The sequence below is a fragment of the Microbacterium sp. PMB16 genome, from assembly GCF_051294855.1.
Lineage (GTDB): Bacteria > Actinomycetota > Actinomycetes > Actinomycetales > Microbacteriaceae > Microbacterium.
Genome location: NZ_CP145908.1, coordinates 1461332 through 1479140 on the forward strand (window position 1 = coordinate 1461332; position 17809 = coordinate 1479140).

Sequence of the window (17809 nt, forward strand, 5' to 3'; positions counted from 1 at the left end):
GGGGGAGTCAGGATGCCGGACTCTGCGCCTTCTCGTCGGGGTGGTTCGGCGTCCAGCCGAGCCACCCGCTGGGGGTCTTCGCGACGCTCCACGCGCCGCACGCGAACACGGTCGACAGGCCGTAGACGTCGACCGTGTCGTCGATCGAGTACGCCGGGGCGGACTGCCGCGGCACTTCCTTGCACTGGTCGGCGGAGAGGTCCTCGGCACTGTCGACGGCCACCGACGCGTCGTCGGCCTCGGTCGACTGAGTGACGCGGATGGCGACGCTGTCCTTCGGCAGCCACGGAACGTCGACCTCTCCGTTCGACGCGAGATCGGCCGCGTCCGCGAAGGATGAGGACTTCTGATGGTGGGCGACCGCGTCGATGACGCTGCAGCCGGTCGCCAGGAGGCCGACGGTCACGAGCGCTCCGGCGGCGGCAAGGCGAGGAAGGAGGGGGTTTCTCATGCTTCCACTCTCGCGACATCGCGCGCTCGCGTCGTCACTCGGGAGACGGATGCCGGCTACATCGCAGGAGGTGTCTTTTCGTCGGTCGTGCTCACACCGGAAGGCGCAGCGTGGCGATGAGGCCGCCGCCCTTGCGGGCGGCGAGATGCAGCTGCCCGCCGTGCGTCTGGGCGATGCTCTGCACGATCGCCAGCCCCAACCCGGTGCCGTCGGGCCCCGTCGACGTGCGACTCGCGTCTCCGCGGTAGAAGGGCTCGGTGAGCAGGGCGACGGTCGCCGCGGCGATCGGTGCGCCCGTGTTCTCGACCTCGATCACAGCGTGGCCGGGTTGGCGATGGCACCGCACCCAGAGCTCCCCTCCCGGTACGTTGTGCCGCACGGCGTTCTCGAGCAGGTTCCGCACCGCCCGCGCCAGCAGCACGCTGTCGCCGTCGATCGAGACCGGTCGGATGCTCTCGTGCAGGGTCATCTCATGCGGTGCGAGTTCCAGGATCTCGGTCTCGACCACCTCGTCGAGCGGCACCGACTCCGCGTGGTCGAGCCCGGTCCGGGACCGCGCGAGCGTGAGCAGTGCGGTGATGAGGCGCTCGCTCTGCTCGGTCGCCCGCAGGGCTCGTCGCATGTTCGGTTCGAGCGCGGTCGGCACGCTGCCCTGCTCCAGCGGGATCTCCAACGCGGTGCGGGTGGTCGTCAGCGGCGTGCGCAGTTCGTGCGAGGCGTTCGCGACGAAGCGGTCCTGCGCGGCGAATGCCGACTCGAGACGATCGAGCATCCCGTCGATCGTGTCGCCGAGTTCCTTGATCTCGTCATCGGGGCCCGGCAGGGCGAGACGGCGCCCGAGGTCGCGTTCGGAGATGTCGCGTGCGGCGGCGGTGACCTCGCCGATGCGCCCGAGCGAGCGCCGCGCGAGCCAGACGGCGATGGCCGCGGCGACCCCGGTGAAGGCCACCAGTGTGACCACCGACCACAGCATCAGCCCGCCGCCGACCTCATCCGCGAGGAACGTGGACTGCTGCAGCACAGCGCCCTCGACCGCATCCACCGACAGGGTCTCCATCGGCGTCGCCATCTGGAAGTCGACCGCGTCGGCGAAGTAGGTGCATCCCGTGCTGGTGGTTCCGTACGTCAGGGTGTCGTCGGTGAGCGGTGCGACCTCGCTGAAGTCCGTGCCGTCGGTCGGGCTCGTCCCCTCGGTGAGGTTGACCAGCGCGGACCCGGGAACGCAGCTCGCCGCCGTCACCGAGATGGCCGAGGCGAACAGTTGCTGCACGACCAGGTACTGCACCGTGAGCAGGGCCGCGCCGACTGCGACGAAAGCGCCCGCGATGATGATCACGAGTCGCGTGTGGAAGCTGATCCGTCTCATGCCGTTCCCATCCGATAGCCATGGCCCGCTGCGGACTGGATCACCGCGGGCGCCCCGAGTTTGCGCCGAAGCGTGTGCACCACGATCTTGACCACGCCGCGGGTGCGTTCGAGCGGCTCGTCCCACACCTCGTCGAGCAGATCGTCCGCGCTCACGTAGCCGCCCTCCGCGGCGAGCAGAGTCTCGAGCACCCCGAATTCCTTGAGGGTGAGGTGGATCGGCATCCCATCCCGCTCGGCGACGCGGCGGGCGACGTCGAGACGCACGCCGGCGAACTCGCGCACGGCGTTCGACCGGGGTGAGAGCGAGCGGCGCCCGAGAGCGCGGATGCGCGCGAGCAGCTCGACATAGGCGAACGGCTTGGCGAGGTAGTCGTCGGCGCCGAGGTCCAGGCCCTCGACGCGATCGTTGAGGGTGCCGGCGGCCGTCAGCATCAGGATGCGTGCGGCGTACTGCTGCGCGACCAGGGTGCGGCACACGGCGTCACCGTGGAGAACCGGCAGATCGCGGTCGAGCACGATCACGTCGACGTCCGCCGCCGCTGCCGCCGTCAGAGCCTGCGCGCCGTCGCGTGCGACATCCACCAGGTACCCCTCGCGGCGCAGGCCGTCGGCCAGCGTGTCGGCCAGATCGGCCTCGTCCTCGACCAGCAGCAGTCGCATGGCACCTCCTGTCTCAGAGGATGCGCGCTCCGCGGTTAGTTTCCGGTTAGGCGCTGTCATACCGACAGCAAACCAGCGCCTCCATAGAACTGACTGGAGAGTCGCGGACGAGCTGCGGCCGCAAGAGAGGGAATGTCATGTTCGATGTGAAGACCCGCCGCTCCTTGGCGACGATTCCGGTGATCCTCGCCGTCGCTGCGCTCGCCGCGTGCAGCGCTCCGTCCGGCGACAAGAAGGACGACGCGGCGAACGATGCCGCCGCGACCCGCTTCGTGACGTGCCTCACGGGGGAGGGGCAGACCGCGAAGATCATCGAGGGCGGCCAGGTCGGCCTGCTGATGCCCGATGCCCCCGGTGACGCCGGCATGGGTACGCTGAGCACCGACTCGGGCTCGGTCGATGCCGGCGACGGCGAGAACATGGCGATGACGATGATCTTCACGGACGACGAGGGCACGTGGCTGGCGTCGACCGCGGCATCCGGCTACCCGGAGGAGGGCGGGCAGCGCGCCGCCTGGGAGACGTGCGAGAAGGAGGTTCCCGAGTTCGAGCAGCCGGAGCCCGACATCTCCGCCTCCGAGGGTGCCGAGACGAAGATGCTGTCAGCAGAGGATCTCACCGAGGCGGCCCTGGCGTTCGCCACGTGCGCCCGGGAGAACGGCTTCACGGACTTCGCCGATCCGGATGCCGACGGCATGCTCGAACTGCCCGTGGGCATCACCGAGGACGAGGCGCGCACGCTCCTCGAGGCGTGCGCCGACTCCGTGGGCGACATGCCGCCCATGTTCACGCCGGAGAGCGTCGAGTCGGCGGACTTCGACTTCTACGAGCTGATCGGGGAGTTCTTCGACGGCGCGTTCTCGGTGGCGACGGTCCTTCCCTCCGGAGGCGAGGAATGAGCCGCCGGATGACCCGGGTTCTCGTTCCCGTCGGTGTGCTGCTGGTGGCGGCGGCGGTGACGCTGGCGGTGCTCCAGCCGTGGAGTTCGGTCGCCGAGTCTCCGGATGCCGACAAGAAGCCGGTCACGGTCAACGCCGAGCTCACCACCCTCACCTCCGATCTGCGGATCAACGGCACCCTGAGCTACGGCGCATCCATCGCCCTGCCGGGGCGCGGGGGAACCATCACGCGCCTGCCTGCCGCCGGTGATGTGATCGGCGTGGGACGAGCCCTCTACGAAGTCGACGGGAAGCCCGTGATCGCGATGCGCGGCGATCGGCCTTTCTGGCGGGACCTGGGTATCGGCGTCGAGGACGGCCCGGACGTGAGGCAGCTGGAACAGGCGCTCGCCGATCTCGGCTTCGGCAAGGACATGACGATCGACGACGAGTTCACCGGAGTCACGGAGGCCAACGTCAAGGCGTGGCAGAAATCTCTCGGTGTGACGAAGGACGGCGTCGTGAAGTTGGGTGACGTCGTCGCGATCACCGCCGCATCCGTGCGTGTCGAGAAGGTGACGGCGAAGCTGGGCGATTCTGCCGGCGCGAGCCCGCTGACCTACACCAGCACGGCGCTGCGGGTGGTCGCCAAGCTGTCGGATGCACAGGCGCGCGAGATCCTGCCGGCGACAGCGGTGACCATCGTCCTCCCCGACGGCACGGAGGTGCCGGCCACGGTGACCGCCGTCGATCCGGGGGGTCAGCCCACCGAGAAGGAGGGCGAGACCACGCCTCCCACCGCGAACATCGAGTTCGCCGACCCCGCCGTGGCGGAGGGCATCGGACTGCGTGCGGTCAAGGTCGTGTTCGCGACGTCGGAGGTGAAGGACGCGCTCGTCGTGCCGGTCACAGCCCTGGTGGCGACGACCGACGGCGGGTACGCGGTCGACGTGCTGCGCAAGAAGGGCAAGGTCGAGCGGGTCGCGGTCGAGGTCGGGCTCATCGCCGACACCCGCGTGCAGATCGTCGGCGGCGACCTCGCCGCGGGCGACGCGGTGGTGGTGGCACAGTGAATCCGGGAACCGTGGTCGAGCTCGTCGACGTCGTGAAGGACTATCCAGGGAACCCGCCGCTGCGCGTGCTGCACGGGATGAGCCTCGCGATCGAGAGCGGCGAGCTGGTGGCCGTCGTCGGAGCATCCGGATCGGGCAAGAGCACCATGCTCTCGATCATGGGAACCCTCGACGATCCGACGAGCGGGACCGTGCTCATCGACGGAACGGATGCCGCGGCGCTCGCAGAGCGCGAACGTGCGGCGCTGCGCGCTCGCCGCATCGGGTTCGTCTTCCAGCAGTTCTTCCTGCTGCCGGCGCTCAGCGCGATCGACAACGTCGCTCTCGGGCTCCTCTACGCGGGGGTGCCCACGGCGGAGCGGTCTGCTCGTGCGGCGGCGGCGCTGGAGCGCGTCGGTCTCGGCGCGCGGATGAAGCATCGCCCAGGGCAGCTCTCCGGCGGGGAGCAGCAGCGGGTGGCGATCGCGCGGGCGATCGTCGGGGAGCCGTCGGTGCTGTTCGCCGACGAGCCGACCGGGGCGCTCGACTCGACGACGGGCGAGCGCATCCTCGAACTGCTCACCTCGATCGCAGGGTCCGGCACGGCGGTCGTCATCATCACGCACGATGCGCACATCGCCGGGCGCACCGAGCGGCAGGTGAGCATCCACGACGGCCGCATCGTCTCCGATACGGGCCGTCGCGTGCGGGAAGAGGTCGCGGCATGAAGCGGAGAGGCGAGCGGATGCCGCGACTCAGCGTCGCGGACAGCATCCGGACGGCGCTCATCGGACCACGCAGCCGCAAGATGCGCACCGCGCTGTCGGCTCTCGGTGTGGCCGTCGGCATCGCCGCGCTCACCGCAATCACCGGCATCGCCGCGTCGAACCAGGCCGAACTGCTCGCGAAGCTCGACGCCCTCGGCGCGAACATGATCGTGGTGCAGCCCGGGTACGGGCCGGACAACAAGCCGGTCGCGTTGCCCGAGACGGCCGGGGGCATGATCGAGCGGGTCAAGGGGGTCGAGAGGGTGGGCGTGCTGGAGAAGGTGCCCGAGGGCACCGGTGTGTACCGCAACGACCTGATGCCGAAGAGCCAGGGCAACGGATTGACCGCCTATGCGGCGAGCCCGGAGTTCCTCTCGTCGGTCGAGGGCTCGGTCGCGAAGGGCTCCTGGTTCGACGAGACGAATCGGTCGCTTCCGGTGACCGTGCTCGGATCGGCCGCGGCGGCGCGGATGGGCATCACGGACACGGGGGTCCGCGTCTGGATCGGGGAGCAGTGGTACACGGTCATCGGGATCCTCGATTCCGCCGGCCTCGCGGAGTCGATCGACGCGAGCGCGTTCCTCGGTGACCGCTGGGCGGCCGAGCACGTGTCGGCGGACGATGACGACACCATCGCCTCGATCTACGTGCGCATGGCCGACGGCGGCACGGGCGAGAAGGTCCGCGACGCGATCGCCCGGGCCGCGAACCCCAGCTCGCTGTACGTGCAGGTGAGCGGCCTCGGCGACCTGGCCGGAGCGCGCGAGACCGCGGATGATTCGCTGTCCGGGCTCGCGGTCGGCCTCGCGGCGATCGCGCTGCTCGTCGGAGGCATCGGCATCGCGAACACGATGGTCGTGGCGGTGCTGGAGCGTCGCGGTGAGATCGGGTTGCGGCGGGCGCTGGGCGCGCGCTCGGGTCAGATCGCCGGGCAGTTCGTGGGCGAGGCCATCGTGCTGGGCGGCCTGGGCGGCCTGGTCGGGATGCTGTGCGGGGCGCTCGGAGTGGTCGCGTACGCCGCGCTCCAAGGGCAGGCCGCGACCATACCCGTGGTGGTGCTCGTCGGCGGGCCCATCGTGGCGCTCGCCGTGGGGGTGATCGCGGGGTTGTATCCGGCGGTCAGTGCCGCGCGGCTGTCACCGACGACGGCCCTGCGGACCGTGTGAGGGGTGGGTGTCTCCGGGTTCCGGTCGCAGCAGGCGCAGCATCCGCCGGCAGCCGGCAGCCGGCAGCCGGCATCCGCAACGACGGAGAAGTTACGGGTTTTCTCCTTCGAACGAGCACCGCCGCGAGCGCAGCGAAACGCCCCGGCCGGGGTATGAACCCCGGTCGGAGCGTCCCGTCCCGCTCGAAGAGATCAGCTCACCTTCTTCCGGTAGGCGACGATCGCGAAGACGTAGGCGACCACGAGGATGCCGACGCACCAGGCGAGCGCGACCCAGATGTCGTCACCGACGGGCTTCTCTGCGAAGAGCGCCTGGATGGTGTCGACGATCGACGTCACCGGCTGGTTCTCGGCGAACCAGCGCACCGGACCGGGCATGGTGTCGGTGGGCACGAACGCCGAGCTGATGAACGGTAGGAAGATCAGCGGGTACGAGAACGCGCTCGCTCCGTCGACCGTCTTCGCGCTGAGCCCGGCGATGATCGCGAGCCAGGTGAGGGCGAGGGTGAACAGCAGCAGGATGCCGATCACGGCGAGCCATGCCAGCGGACTGGCTCCGGTGCGGAACCCCATCAGGAACCCGACGCCGAAGATGATCGCCAGGGTGATCGCGTTCGCGGTGAGGGAGGTGAGCACATGCGCCCACAGCACGCTCGACCGGGCGATCGGCATGGAGTGGAACCGCTCGAAGACGCCGCTCTGCAGGTCGTTGAACAAGCGGAACGCCGTGTAGGCGATGCCGGATGCGACGGCGATCAGCAGGATGCCGGGGAGCAGGTAGTTCACGTAGTTCTCGGAGCCGATGCTCGACTTGAGAGCACCGCCGAAGACGTACACGAACAGCAGCATCAGCGCGATCGGCGTGACCGCCGTGGTGATGATGGTGTCGGGACTGCGGAAGATGTGCCGCATGGAGCGGCCGGTGAGAGTCGCGGTGTCGGCGACGAAGTGCGTGCTCATGCTGCTTTCTCCTTGGAAGGGCCGATCAGTGTGAGGAAGATCTCCTCGAGGGTGGGCTGCTTCTCGACGTACTCGACCTTGGCGGCCGGGAGCAGCTTCTTCAGTTCGGCGAGGGTGCCGTTGGCGATGATGCGGCCCTCGTGCAGGATCGCGATGCGGTCGGCCAGCTGCTCCGCCTCATCGAGGTACTGCGTGGTGAGCAGCACGGTGGTGCCGGTGTTCGCGAGCTCCTTGATGACGTCCCACACCTCGATGCGCGCCTCGGGGTCGAGGCCCGTGGTCGGCTCGTCGAGGTAGATGACCTCGGGGTGTCCGACCAGGCTCATCGCGATGTCGAGCCGGCGCCGCATGCCGCCGGAGTAGGTTCCGACCTTGCGGGCACCGGCATCCGTCAGTCGGAAGGTGGCCAGCAGATCGTCGGCCACCTTCGCGGCGTCGGGCAGGTGCCGCAGCTTCGCGACCAGCACGAGGTTCTCCCGTCCGCTGAGGACCTCGTCGACCGCGGCGAACTGCCCGGTCAGGCTGATCTTCTGGCGCACTCCGAGCGGGTCGGCCGCGACATCCACGCCCTGCACCGTGGCCGTTCCGGCATCCGCCTTCAACAGCGTGGAGAGGATGCGGACGATCGTGGTCTTGCCGGCGCCGTTCGACCCGAGCAGGGCGAAGATGCTTCCCCGCTCGACCTCGAAGTCGACGCCGCGGAGCACGTGCAGGTCTTTGTAGGACTTCTCGATGCCGCGCACCGAGATGGCTGCGTTCGTCATGATTCCTCCGTCTTCTTCGCGTCGTCGAACGCCTTGATGAGGCGCGTGCGCTCCTTGTCGATCCACTGCCGTCCGCCGTATGCCGCGGCGTAGTTCTCGGCGAACTCGACCGGGTCGTCGCCGGCGATGGCGCTGACCGGGGTGCCGTCGATCGCCGCGCGCTCCCACAGGTCGGCGAGGTCGAGGAACATCTGCACCAGGGTTTCGCCGTCGGTGACGCCGCCGTAGTACATGTAGTACCGGTGCTGGGCCTTTGCGACCTCGCGGTACGGTTCGGGGAGCGCGTTGATGCGGGCCTGAGCCTGCTTGTACTGCTTCTTCTCTTCGAGCGATCCGGTGATCGCTTCGATCCACTTCGCGGCCATGCTCAGTTCTCCTTGTTCGTGTGAGGGTTGTTCGTGTTCAGCTGTTCGATGCGGGTCTTGAGGAAGTCCCAGGTGTTCCAGAAGTCCTCGAGTTCCTGCGTGCCTGCCGCGTTGAGGGTGTACACCTTGCGGGGCGGACCCTTCTCGCTCGGCACCTTCTCGACATCGACGAGGTTCTTCTGCTCGATGCGCACGAGGAGTGCGTAGATCGTTCCCTCGGCGATGTCGGTGAATCCGTGGTCGCGCACCCGTGTCGTGATCTCGTACCCGTATGCCGGCTGCTCGGCGAGGAGAGCCAGAACGATGCCCTCCAGAGTGCCCTTGAGCATCTCGGTCATCTGCTTGCCCATCGGATCCTCCTTTCTGTCTGCGTCAGTACTCAGTGTTGCTGGGTACTGGTACAAAGTAACACTGAGTACTGGTACTTAGCAACACCGAATACTGAACTTTTTCGCGCGGTCGGTCGGCAGGGTTCTCGCAGAACGTCGCGAACTTCGCAGGAACTGCCCGAGAACCCTGCGAAGTTCGTGCTGTTCTGCGAGATCCGTACGGGTCTCGGTGGGTGTCGGTGGATGCTGCGACCATCAGAGCGTGACCGGAGACACGAAAGAGAAGTGGGCCAACCCCGAGCCGCCGATCCATCACGCGATCGCGGAGTGGGCGGCGGAGTGCGCCGAACGCGCGCTGCCGATCTTCGAGGAGCTGCGCCCCGGCGACGACCGCCCACGCGCCGCGATCGCCGCGCTGAGAGCCTGGGTGCGCGGCGAGATCCCGATGACGGAGTGCCGCACCGCGGCCTTCGCGTCCCACGCGGCGGCTCGAGAAGCGGCCGAAGATCCGGCGGCAGTCGCCGCTGCACGCGCCGCGGGGCAGGCGGTCGCGGTCGCCCACATGTTCGACCACTCCCCGCATGCAGCGACCTACGCTGCGAAGGCGGTCGGCCTGAGCCGTGGGGATGCTGAACGCGCGGCCGAGCGCACGTGGCAGTGGGAGCACCTGGCCCCCGAGCTGCGCGAGATCGGCTTCCCTCGCGGGCTGTGAATCGTCCGGCGGTCCGTCGAACGCGGATCGTGTCGGGGTGGATCGGCGGCAGGCTCCGCGCAGAACTTCCGCTAGCCTGACGCCGTGGCTCTCACCGACCTCCCCCTCGACCAGCTCCGTTCGTTCCGTCCCGATGTGGCGGAGCCCACGGATTTCGACGACTTCTGGACGCGCACGCTCGCTGAATCACGCGCCGTCGCGACCGTTCCGAAGGTCGTGCCCGCCGCCACACCGATCACCCAGCTGATCGTCGAGGACTTGACCTTCAGCGGCTTCGCCGGTGAGCCGATCCGCGCCTGGATCACCCGCCCGCGCCAGGAGGGCCCGCTGCCGACGGTCGTCGAATACGTCGGTTACGGCGGCGGGCGCGGCCTGCCGGGTGAACGCCTGCAATGGGCGGCGGCGGGCTACGTGCACGTGCTGATGGACACCCGCGGTCAGGGCAGCGGGTGGGGATCAGGCGGCGACACCCCTGATCCGCACGGCTCCGACGGCGCGACGCCGGGCTTCATGACCCGCGGCATCCGAGCCAGGGAGACCTACTACTACCGTCGCGTCTTCACCGACGCGGTCCTGCTGATCGACGCCGTCCAGCAGCTGGACGCCGTCGACGGCAGTCGTATCAGCGTCACGGGCGGAAGCCAGGGAGGCGGCATCAGCCTCGCGGTCGCCGCGCTGCATCCCGCCGTCTCCGCCGCGATGCCCGATGTCCCGTTCCTGTGCCACTTCCGTCGGTCGGTCCCGCTCACTCCCGACAACCCCTTCACCGAGATCGCGAACTACCTGGCGGTGCACAGAGGACGCGTCGAGGAGGTGTTCGAGACGCTGTCGTACTTCGACGGTGTCAACTTCGCGCGCCGCATCTCGGCACCCGCGCTGTTCTCGGTGGCCCTGATGGACCCGATCGTGCTGCCCTCGAGCGTGTTCGCCGCGTTCAACCTCTGCGGGTCGACGGATGCGGAGATCGAGGTCTACGAGTTCAACAAGCATGAGGGCGGACAGGCGGTGCAGTGGCTGCGCCAGACCGACTGGCTCGCCGCTCGCCTGTAGCGCGGCGCGGCGATCCGCCGTCTCAGCCGGCGAGCACCGACAGCACGTTCCCGGCCGGGTCCTTGAACCAGGCGATGTCGGGGCCTTCACCGGGCTTGCCGTGCGAGATGCCCTTCGCGTCGGTGCCCATGTCGGGGTCGCTGTAGATCTTGGTCACGACACCGCGGGCGTTGAGCTCGTCGACCGCGGCCTCGACGTCGTCGACGGGGAAGTTGAGGATCGTGTAGCTGGCCGGGGTGTGATCGGGCTTCGGGTAGACGAAGATCGAGCCGCCCTCGGGCAGGCGGATGCGGAGGAATCCCATGGCGTCGGTGCCGATATCCATGCCGAGGGTCTCGCCGTAGAAAGCCCGGGCAGCCTCGAGGGAGTCGACGCTGAACCCGCTGAACGCGTGTGTGGTCTGGAAAGCCGTCATGCCCTCAGCATGCGCTCGTCGCGGCGGCCTGTCCAGGCTGGAAGTCGTCCCGATCTGCTCACGTCGTCCCGATCTGCGGACCATTCCCGAAGATCGGTGAGCAGATCGGGGCGCGGTGAGCAGATCGGGACGCCTCAGTCCCGCAGGTACGCGAGTACGGCGAGCACGCGCCGATGACCGCTGTCACTGGTGGCCAGGCCCAGCTTCGCGAAGATGTTTCCGATGTGCTTGCTCACGGCGGTCTCGGTGACGAAGAGCCGCGCGGCGATCGTGCCGTTGTCGAGCCCCTCGGCCATCAGCCCGAGCACCTCGCGCTCGCGAGGGGTCAGGGTCTGCACCGGGTCGTCGGCCCGACGCCTGCTCATCAGCTGCGAGATGACCTCGGGGTCCATCACCGTGCCGCCGTCGGCGACGCGGCGCAGCGCATCGATGAACGACGCGACCTTGCCCACGCGCTCCTTGAGCAGGTATCCGAGTCCGTCGGCGCCCGCGGCGAGCAGTTCGCCGGCGTACCGGTCCTCGACGTAGGCCGAGAGCACGAGCACCGGGAAACCGGGCCGCCGCGTCCGCGCCTCGGCGGCCGCCTTCAACCCCTCGCTCGTGAATGTCGGCGGCATCCGCACGTCGAGCACCGCGGCATCCGCTTCCTCCAGGTGCGCGAGGAAGTCGTCGGCGTTGTCGACGGCGGCGACCACGTCGAAGCCTTCGCTGCGCAGCAGCAGCGCCAGCCCCTCGCGCAGCAGGGTGTCGTCTTCGGCGATCACGATCCGCATGGCAGCTCCGTCTTCAGGATGGTGGGGCCGCCGGCCGGACTGATCAGGCGCAGCGTGCCCTCGAATGCGTCGAGGCGACGACGGATGCCGGCGAGCCCGCCACCGGGACGCTCGGTCGCCCCGCCGACGCCGTCATCCTCGACCGTGATGAGCAGCAGTTCCTCTTCGCGGGCGACGTGCACGGTGGCGCGCGTCGCCCGACTGTACTTGTTCACGTTGGTGAGCGCCTCGGCGACGACGAAGTAGGCGGCGGATTCGACGGCGGCGGGCACGCGCCCGACGTGGGCCGTCTCGATCGTGCACGGCACCGCGCTGCGCCCGGCGAGCGAGGCGAGAGCCCCCTCCAGGCCGAGCTCGTCGAGGATCGGCGGATAGATGTCGTGCACGGTCCGGCGGAGCCCGGCGAGGGCATCGGTGGCGGCATCCTGTGCGCGGCGCAGCGGTTCCAGCACGCCGTCGGAGTCGGTCTCCAGCGCGCGCTCGGCGATCCCGAGCATCATCACCACGTTCACCAGACGGTTCTGTGCACCGTCGTGCAGGTCGCGTTCGATGCGGCGGAGCTCGGCGGCGTGCGCGTCGAGCGCGGCGGCACGGCTCAGCGTCAGTGCATCGACCCGCGCGGCGAGGCGCGACTTCACGGGCGTCGCGAGCAGCTTCGCGGACAGGAACGACAGCAGTCGCGCGAGCCCTGGCACCAGGAAGAGCGAGATCGCGGCATACGCGAGCGCCACCAGCGGCATGGTCGCCGCGAGTTCGGGCGAGGTGACCGGATACGGCGACCCCACCGGGTCGTCGGCCGGTGCGTACTGCCAATAGAACGGCACCGCCAGCGAGTTGAGCGCCGCAAAGGGCAGGGCGACGGCGATGAGCGACGCCCACATCACGGGGATCGCATGCACCGCGAGCCAGACGGCGTCTCGTCCGGTCGCGCGGGAGAACGCGAACCGCAGGCGGTCGTCGATCGTCGAACCACGAGGAAGCGTGCGCGAGGCAGAGGGCAGCTCGATGCCGCGGTAGGCGCCGACGCGGCGACGGTTGACGTCGCTCCACCAGTGCAGCACGCGCACGGCCTGCGGCATCAGCAGGACTCCGCCGGTGATGATCATGAGTGGCAGCAGCACCAGCCCCACACAGAACAGCAGCAGAGACACCGCGGATGCGCCGAGCTCGACGACCAGGTACCACCAGTCGCGCAGCCAGCGCCGCATCCGTCCGTCCTTCATCCGACAAGTCTGCCGGAGTGCGAAGTCCGGCGCGGTATAGCCAGCTCCACCATCGTTCCGGTGGTCAGCGGGATGGGGTGGCTGTGCCGTGGTTCGTAGCGTCGAAGCATGACTTCTTCTCCTCCAGTGATGGGCCCCGATGGGAGCCCTGCCGAGGCCCTCCGCCTCGACTCCGTCGTCAAGACCTACGGCTCCGGCTCCAACCGGGTGTCGGCGCTCCGGGGCGTCAATCTCGCGCTCGCCAAGGGTTCGTTCACCGCGATCATGGGCCCTTCGGGCTCCGGCAAGAGCACGCTCCTGCACAGCGCCGCCGGGCTCGACAAGCCCACCAGCGGCACCGTGCAGCTGGGCGGCACCGAGATCTCGAGCCTGCGTGCCTCGCAGCTGACCGCCTTCCGTCGCGACCACGTCGGCTTCGTGTTCCAGGCGTACAACCTGCTGCCCGCACTGAACGTCGAGGAGAACATCACGCTGCCGCTGCGCCTGGCGGGACGCAGGCTCGAACCGCAGTGGCTCGACTTCCTCCTGGAGTCGGTCGGGCTCACGGATCGCCGGCACCGCCGCCCGTCCGAACTCTCCGGCGGACAGCAGCAGCGGGTCGCGATCGCCCGCGCCCTGATCACCCGGCCCTACGTCGTGTTCGGCGATGAGCCGACCGGTGCCCTGGACTCCCGCTCCGGCAAGCAGGTGCTCGATCTGCTCGCGCACACCGCCAAGGAGCTGAACCAGACGGTCGTCGTCGTCACGCACGACCCGGTCGTGGCCTCGCACGCCGATCGGGTGATCTTCCTCGCCGACGGCGCGTTCGCCGGTCACCTCGACCGCGGCACCCCGGCGCAGATCACCGACCGCATGACCTCGCTCGGGGAGTGGTGATGGCCGGGCAGCGGTTGAGCTTCGGCCGCCTGGTGCGTGCCGATCTGCGGCACAACAAGGGCAGCTTCGCCGGGGTCGCGGTGGCGATCTTCGTCGCGAGCGCGCTCGTCACCGGGCTCGGCGTCTTGGTCGAATCCGGCATCCGCGGAGGTCTCGCACCCGAGCGCTACACGCAGGTCGACGTCGTCGTCGGCTCTTCCCAGTACGTGGATGTGCCCGAGGACATGCCGCTCACTCTGCGCGAGCGCGCGCCCCTCCCGGCGGATGCTGCGCGCGACATCGCCGCGATCGCCGGCGTCGACGGCATCGTGGAGGACGTCACAGTGCCGCTCTCCGTCCAGGGCGCGGTTCAGGGCGACGGCGGCGCGACCCTCGTCGAGGCGCACCCCTGGGCCTCGACCGCGCTCACCGGCTTCGTCCTGCGCGAGGGCGTCGAGCCGGCATCCGACGACGAGGTCGTCGTCACCGCGAGCGCGGGAGATGCCGTGGGCGACACGGTGGTCCTCGCGCACGGCGGCGAGCGCGCCGAGTACCGGGTCGTCGGCGTCGTCGACGGACCCGTGGTCCCGGAGCGCGCGAGCCACGTCTACCTCAGCGAGGCGCGCATCGCCGAACTCGATCCGCACGGCGGAGCGGCACAGGTGCTCGGTGTCTTCACCAGTGCCGCTGACGCCGAGAAGACGGCGGCCGCGATCCGCGAAGCGATCCCCGGGGTCGCCGCACAGACCGGCGACGGGCGTGGCGACATCGAGTTCCTCGACTCGGGAGCCGCCCGCTCGACCCTGATCGCGATCGGCAGCGCCTTCGTCGGCACCTGCATCCTGGTCGCGATGTTCATCGTCGCGGGCACGCTCTCCCTGTCGGTGCAGTCCCGTCGCCGCGATTACGCGCTCCTGCGTGCCGTGGGCGCGAGCCCGAAGCAGGTGCACGCGCTGGTCGCGCGCGAGGTGCTGTCGATCGCGGTGATCGCGGCGCTCCTGGGCATCGTCCCGGGCTACTTCCTCTCCACCGTGCTGCAGAGCGCGTTCGTCTCCGGCGGCGTGATCCCCGGCGACTTCGCACTCGCGGTCGGACCGATCCCCGCGACCGGGGCGATGCTGCTCGTGCTCGGTGCCGCGTGGGGTGCCGCCCGCATCGCCGCCAGTCGACCGGCGAAGCTCGACCCGATCGAGGCGCTGCGCGAATCGGCCACCGGACCGGCGACCGTGGGACTGCCCCGCAAGATCACCGGCATCGTCTTGGCGACCGCCGGCATCTCGGTCTCGACCGTGCCGCTCGTCGTGCGCGGTGAGTATGCGGCCGGCGCCTCGGCGGGAGCCGCGATGATGCTGATCGTCGCGCTCGCCCTGCTCGGGCCCTGGCTGGTGTCGCTGAGCGTGCGCCTGATCGGCGTGGTGCTGCGTCGGCTGTCGGCCGCCGGGTTCCTCGCGTCGGCGAATGCCGCGGCCAACAGCCGTCGCCTGGCGAGCGCGATCCTCCCGATCGCCCTCGGCATCGGACTGGGCCTCGTACAGATCGGGGCGCCGGCGATCATCGCGAGCGAGGCCGCGTCGCAGGCGCAGGCCGGTGTGACCGCCGACCTCCGCGTCACGGCGCCCGCGGGCCTGAGCCCGGCATCCACCGACATGATCGGCTCGATCCCCGGTGTCTCGACGGCCTCGGGCATCGTGATCAGCAGCGCCATCATCGACTCGCGCGACCTCGAGGGCAAGCTGCAGCGCGGCGCGCACGTGCTCCAGGGTGTCGACCCGGCCTCGGTCGGCCCCGCGCTCGACCTGCAGATCCAGGACGGATCGCTGGACGAACTCGACGGCGCGACGACCGTGGCCGTCAGCACGGATGCCGTGCAGACCCTCGGCGTCGGCATCGGCGACATGGTGATCGGACGCTTCGGCGACGGCATCCCGCTGGAGGCGACCGTCGTCGCGATCTACGAGCGCGGTCTCGGCTTCGGCGATCTCACGATGGACGTCGACGCCGTGCGCGCACACACCACCACGGGTCTGGATGCCTTCGCCCTCGTGGGCGTCGACGACCGGGCGATCGAGCAGGTGCGGACCGCGCTGACGGATGCCGGACTCGTCGTGGCGGATGCCGGTGGGCAGAAGGCGGCCGGTGCCGATGCGCAGTCGCAGCAGGGCTGGGTGAACCTCGTCGCGCTGATCGTGATCCTCGGCTACATCGCGATCGCCGTCATCAACACCCTCGTGATGGCGACCGGCGAGCGCTCGCGCGAGCTGGCGCTCCTGCAGCTGATCGGATCGTCCCGTCGACAGGTGCGCGCCATGATGCGGGTCGAGGCGGCCATGGTCGCCGTGATCGCCGTGGTGTTCGGCATCCTCGTCTCCGTCCCGCCGCTGATCGGAATGAGCATGGGGATCTCGGGCCAGCCCGTGCCCGCCCTCCCGATCCTGCCGTCGCTGGCGATCATCGGGTCGATGGGTGCTCTCGCTCTGGTGTCATTGTGGGTGGCGACGATCGCCGCGATGCGCACGCGGCCGATCGAGGAGATCGGGTCGCGACAGTGACCCCCTTCACATCTGGCCGGATGTCGGGTGGACTGAGGGCATGCGATCCGACCGACCGATGCCCGGGAATCCCTGGCCGCACGACATGATGCTCACAGTGGAGGACCGGCCGTCGGCGCTGCTCGAGTTGCTGTGGCTGCGCGAGGCTCACGACCTCCATCCCGAGGGCGACGGCGTTCCTCCGCTGGTGCGGGTGACGCCGGCGCCGGCGGAGAGGGTCGTGGATGACGCGGTCCGCGCGGAGTGGGAGCGCGCCTGGCCCCGTGTCTGGGAGGCGGTTGTGGCGCACGCCGGCAAGGAATCGGACCCGCGGTTGTTCGAGCGGCTTCGCGAGACGGCAGACGGTTCGCCGGAGCGGGCGTCGCTCCTCACCGAGCTCATGGGTCCGGGGTGGGGCGACGAGTTCGGACGGGATGTCTTCGATGATCGGTCTTACCGTGACTGGGTGCAGCAGGGTCACGATGCCGTCGCGGCGTCGCGGCGCGTGGCTCTCGAGGACACTCCGGAACGCCGCGACCTCGAGGCGTTGATCCCTGCGTGGCGAGCGGGGCTGACCAAGATCGTGACCATTCCGTGCCGCGGCGACCATGACCGCCGGATCGCGCCGAACGCCCTGCTCGTCACGGATGAGACGCGGGCCGACAGCGGGCGCTATCGGCGCGCGTTGACGGCATTCGTCTGAAGGACGCGCGACTTACGGGTTCAGCCGGGCCGACGCGACACGGGCCTCGAGCAGCGGAAGGGTGCGCGAGCGCAGCGGCTGCGGACGGATGCCGAGGACCGTCGCGAGCTCGAGCGCCAGGGCCGCGTGGCCGGCCGCGTTCGGGTGGAAGGCGTCGCCCATCATGCCCCAGGGCACGCCGCCGTTGCCGAGCTCGGTGAAGCGGGCGAGCTGATCGACGAGGATGACGTCCTCGCTCGCAGCGACCTCCCGTACCGCGTCGGCGAACTCGTCGATGCGGGCTCGCTCCGGCGCGTGGATCACGTCGATCGACGGCGGCGTCTGCAGCACCGGCACGGCGCCGAGCGCCCGGACGCGGGCGACGAACTCGCGGAGGGAGGCGGCGTACTCGGCCGAGGAGACGACCGTGGCCTCGTCGGCCGTCGACAGGTCGTTGGTGCCGATCATGAGGGTGACGATGTCGGGGTTCCACGATGTGATGCGGCGATCCCAGTCGCCCAGGATGTCGGTGAGGCGGTGCCCGCTGATGGCCGAGTTGATCAGGATGTCGCGGGTGCGCTCGAGCTCGCCGCGGATGATCTCGTGCAGGTGCTCGGCGTAGCTGCGGCCACCGTGGGTGTGCACGATGCCGTGGGTGATCGAGTCGCCGGTGATCACCCAGTTCAGCGGGTCGGCACCGACGAGCGCGTCGGCGATGCGACGCAGATCGGATGCCGCGGAGGCGACGGACGATTCGGAAGCGGTGGCGGGGGATTCGGCGTTCGGCACGTCGTCGAGCTTATCGACACCCC

At 69.5% G+C, this 17809-nt stretch carries 20 protein-coding genes; 9 read left to right on the forward strand and 11 right to left on the reverse strand.

The genetic code is table 11. The features are described from left to right. Window positions 1–7: 7 nt before the first annotated feature. The 3 genes from V5D55_RS06950 to V5D55_RS06960 form a co-directional block, all read right to left on the reverse strand. Complete coding sequence (locus tag V5D55_RS06950; RefSeq protein ID WP_435748654.1) at window positions 8–451, reverse strand: hypothetical protein; 444 nt, start codon at window positions 449–451, stop codon at window positions 8–10. 91 nt (window positions 452–542) lie between these two features. After that, a complete protein-coding gene (locus V5D55_RS06955) occupies window positions 543–1817 on the reverse strand; it encodes a sensor histidine kinase (protein ID WP_435748655.1) in 1275 nt (424 codons plus the stop codon). Beyond that, the gene (locus tag V5D55_RS06960) at window positions 1814–2479 is read right to left on the reverse strand and encodes a response regulator transcription factor (protein WP_435748656.1); all 666 of its coding nucleotides are present in this window, start codon (window positions 2477–2479) and stop codon (window positions 1814–1816) included. Before V5D55_RS06960 ends, V5D55_RS06955 begins: the two co-directional genes overlap by 4 nt. A gap of 137 nt (window positions 2480–2616) precedes the next feature. Between V5D55_RS06960 and V5D55_RS06965 the strand changes: the two genes are divergently transcribed. From V5D55_RS06965 to V5D55_RS06980, 4 genes are read left to right on the forward strand one after another with little or no spacing between them, the layout of a single operon-like run. After that, on the forward strand, window positions 2617–3378 hold the full coding sequence (locus V5D55_RS06965; RefSeq protein ID WP_435748657.1) for a hypothetical protein: 762 nt from the start codon (window positions 2617–2619) through the stop codon (window positions 3376–3378). 8 nt (window positions 3379–3386) lie between these two features. Further along, window positions 3387–4430 carry a peptidoglycan-binding protein gene (locus V5D55_RS06970; RefSeq protein ID WP_435748658.1) on the forward strand — a complete coding sequence of 348 codons (1044 nt, stop codon included), beginning with the start codon at window positions 3387–3389 and terminating at the stop codon, window positions 4428–4430. Then, on the forward strand, window positions 4427–5137 hold the full coding sequence (locus V5D55_RS06975; protein WP_435748659.1) for an ABC transporter ATP-binding protein: 711 nt from the start codon (window positions 4427–4429) through the stop codon (window positions 5135–5137). The genes V5D55_RS06970 and V5D55_RS06975 overlap by 4 nt, the downstream gene beginning before the upstream one ends. 17 nt (window positions 5138–5154) lie before the next feature. Further along, window positions 5155–6342: an ABC transporter permease gene (locus V5D55_RS06980; RefSeq protein WP_435748660.1), complete on the forward strand. Its 1188-nt coding sequence runs from the start codon at window positions 5155–5157 to the stop codon at window positions 6340–6342. Between the two features lie 191 nt (window positions 6343–6533). Here the strand turns inward: V5D55_RS06980 and V5D55_RS06985 are convergent, their stop codons facing one another. The 4 genes from V5D55_RS06985 to V5D55_RS07000 are packed head-to-tail and all read right to left on the reverse strand — an operon-like array spanning window position 6534 to window position 8780. Further along, window positions 6534–7301, reverse strand: coding sequence for an ABC transporter permease (locus V5D55_RS06985; protein ID WP_435748661.1), 768 nt, complete (start codon window positions 7299–7301; stop codon window positions 6534–6536). Further along, window positions 7298–8065, reverse strand: coding sequence for an ABC transporter ATP-binding protein (locus tag V5D55_RS06990; protein WP_435748662.1), 768 nt, complete (start codon window positions 8063–8065; stop codon window positions 7298–7300). Before V5D55_RS06990 ends, V5D55_RS06985 begins: the two co-directional genes overlap by 4 nt. Further along, window positions 8062–8430 carry a DUF1048 domain-containing protein gene (locus V5D55_RS06995; RefSeq protein ID WP_435748663.1) on the reverse strand — a complete coding sequence of 123 codons (369 nt, stop codon included), beginning with the start codon at window positions 8428–8430 and terminating at the stop codon, window positions 8062–8064. Before V5D55_RS06995 ends, V5D55_RS06990 begins: the two co-directional genes overlap by 4 nt. Window positions 8431–8432: 2 nt before the next feature. Continuing rightward, window positions 8433–8780 carry a PadR family transcriptional regulator gene (locus V5D55_RS07000; protein ID WP_435748664.1) on the reverse strand — a complete coding sequence of 116 codons (348 nt, stop codon included), beginning with the start codon at window positions 8778–8780 and terminating at the stop codon, window positions 8433–8435. 241 nt (window positions 8781–9021) lie between these two features. Here V5D55_RS07000 and V5D55_RS07005 point away from each other — a divergent pair, with 241 nt between their 5' ends. Then, the gene (locus tag V5D55_RS07005; protein ID WP_435748665.1) at window positions 9022–9471 is read left to right on the forward strand and encodes a putative immunity protein; all 450 of its coding nucleotides are present in this window, start codon (window positions 9022–9024) and stop codon (window positions 9469–9471) included. Between the two features lie 84 nt (window positions 9472–9555). Beyond that, window positions 9556–10521, forward strand: coding sequence for an acetylxylan esterase (locus V5D55_RS07010; RefSeq protein ID WP_435748667.1), 966 nt, complete (start codon window positions 9556–9558; stop codon window positions 10519–10521). A 22-nt stretch (window positions 10522–10543) separates the two neighbouring features. Here V5D55_RS07010 and V5D55_RS07015 read toward each other — a convergent pair whose 3' ends face one another. The 3 genes from V5D55_RS07015 to V5D55_RS07025 form a co-directional block, all read right to left on the reverse strand. Beyond that, on the reverse strand, window positions 10544–10936 hold the full coding sequence (locus tag V5D55_RS07015; RefSeq protein ID WP_435748668.1) for a VOC family protein: 393 nt from the start codon (window positions 10934–10936) through the stop codon (window positions 10544–10546). A gap of 134 nt (window positions 10937–11070) precedes the next feature. Then, window positions 11071–11709 (reverse strand): response regulator, encoded by a 639-nt coding sequence (locus V5D55_RS07020; protein ID WP_435748669.1) that lies wholly within the window; start codon window positions 11707–11709, stop codon window positions 11071–11073. Further along, window positions 11697–12932, reverse strand: a complete 1236-nt coding sequence (locus V5D55_RS07025; RefSeq protein ID WP_435748670.1) for a sensor histidine kinase — start codon at window positions 12930–12932, stop codon at window positions 11697–11699. Before V5D55_RS07025 ends, V5D55_RS07020 begins: the two co-directional genes overlap by 13 nt. 108 nt (window positions 12933–13040) lie before the next feature. On the opposite strand from V5D55_RS07025, the gene V5D55_RS07030 reads away from it, so the two are divergent. From V5D55_RS07030 to V5D55_RS07040, 3 genes are read left to right on the forward strand one after another with little or no spacing between them, the layout of a single operon-like run. Further along, the gene (locus V5D55_RS07030) at window positions 13041–13808 is read left to right on the forward strand and encodes an ABC transporter ATP-binding protein (RefSeq protein ID WP_435748671.1); all 768 of its coding nucleotides are present in this window, start codon (window positions 13041–13043) and stop codon (window positions 13806–13808) included. Then, window positions 13808–16336, forward strand: a complete 2529-nt coding sequence (locus V5D55_RS07035; RefSeq protein ID WP_435748672.1) for an FtsX-like permease family protein — start codon at window positions 13808–13810, stop codon at window positions 16334–16336. Before V5D55_RS07030 ends, V5D55_RS07035 begins: the two co-directional genes overlap by 1 nt. A gap of 40 nt (window positions 16337–16376) precedes the next feature. Beyond that, window positions 16377–17018, forward strand: a complete 642-nt coding sequence (locus V5D55_RS07040; protein ID WP_435748673.1) for a hypothetical protein — start codon at window positions 16377–16379, stop codon at window positions 17016–17018. Between the two features lie 12 nt (window positions 17019–17030). Here V5D55_RS07040 and V5D55_RS07045 read toward each other — a convergent pair whose 3' ends face one another. After that, window positions 17031–17786, reverse strand: a complete 756-nt coding sequence (locus tag V5D55_RS07045; RefSeq protein ID WP_435748674.1) for an SGNH/GDSL hydrolase family protein — start codon at window positions 17784–17786, stop codon at window positions 17031–17033. Between the last annotated feature and the right edge of the window lie 23 nt (window positions 17787–17809).

What these genes read in the sequence shown, in the direction of transcription:
- V5D55_RS07025 (WP_435748670.1), bottom strand. Translation starts at nt 12,932, where the DNA reads ATGAAGGACGGACGGATGCGGCGCTGGCTGCGCGACTGGTGGTACCTG.
- V5D55_RS06990 (WP_435748662.1), bottom strand. Translation starts at nt 8,065, where the DNA reads ATGACGAACGCAGCCATCTCGGTGCGCGGCATCGAGAAGTCCTACAAA.
- V5D55_RS07020 (WP_435748669.1), bottom strand. Translation starts at nt 11,709, where the DNA reads ATGCGGATCGTGATCGCCGAAGACGACACCCTGCTGCGCGAGGGGCTG.
- V5D55_RS06960 (WP_435748656.1), bottom strand. Translation starts at nt 2,479, where the DNA reads ATGCGACTGCTGCTGGTCGAGGACGAGGCCGATCTGGCCGACACGCTG.
- V5D55_RS07040 (WP_435748673.1), top strand. Translation starts at nt 16,377, where the DNA reads ATGCGATCCGACCGACCGATGCCCGGGAATCCCTGGCCGCACGACATG.
- V5D55_RS06980 (WP_435748660.1), top strand. Translation starts at nt 5,155, where the DNA reads ATGCCGCGACTCAGCGTCGCGGACAGCATCCGGACGGCGCTCATCGGA.
- V5D55_RS06995 (WP_435748663.1), bottom strand. Translation starts at nt 8,430, where the DNA reads ATGGCCGCGAAGTGGATCGAAGCGATCACCGGATCGCTCGAAGAGAAG.
- V5D55_RS07035 (WP_435748672.1), top strand. Translation starts at nt 13,808, where the DNA reads ATGGCCGGGCAGCGGTTGAGCTTCGGCCGCCTGGTGCGTGCCGATCTG.
- V5D55_RS07000 (WP_435748664.1), bottom strand. Translation starts at nt 8,780, where the DNA reads ATGGGCAAGCAGATGACCGAGATGCTCAAGGGCACTCTGGAGGGCATC.
- V5D55_RS07030 (WP_435748671.1), top strand. Translation starts at nt 13,041, where the DNA reads ATGACTTCTTCTCCTCCAGTGATGGGCCCCGATGGGAGCCCTGCCGAG.
- V5D55_RS06965 (WP_435748657.1), top strand. Translation starts at nt 2,617, where the DNA reads ATGTTCGATGTGAAGACCCGCCGCTCCTTGGCGACGATTCCGGTGATC.
- V5D55_RS06950 (WP_435748654.1), bottom strand. Translation starts at nt 451, where the DNA reads ATGAGAAACCCCCTCCTTCCTCGCCTTGCCGCCGCCGGAGCGCTCGTG.
- V5D55_RS06970 (WP_435748658.1), top strand. Translation starts at nt 3,387, where the DNA reads ATGACCCGGGTTCTCGTTCCCGTCGGTGTGCTGCTGGTGGCGGCGGCG.
- V5D55_RS06955 (WP_435748655.1), bottom strand. Translation starts at nt 1,817, where the DNA reads ATGAGACGGATCAGCTTCCACACGCGACTCGTGATCATCATCGCGGGC.
- V5D55_RS07015 (WP_435748668.1), bottom strand. Translation starts at nt 10,936, where the DNA reads ATGACGGCTTTCCAGACCACACACGCGTTCAGCGGGTTCAGCGTCGAC.
- V5D55_RS06985 (WP_435748661.1), bottom strand. Translation starts at nt 7,301, where the DNA reads ATGAGCACGCACTTCGTCGCCGACACCGCGACTCTCACCGGCCGCTCC.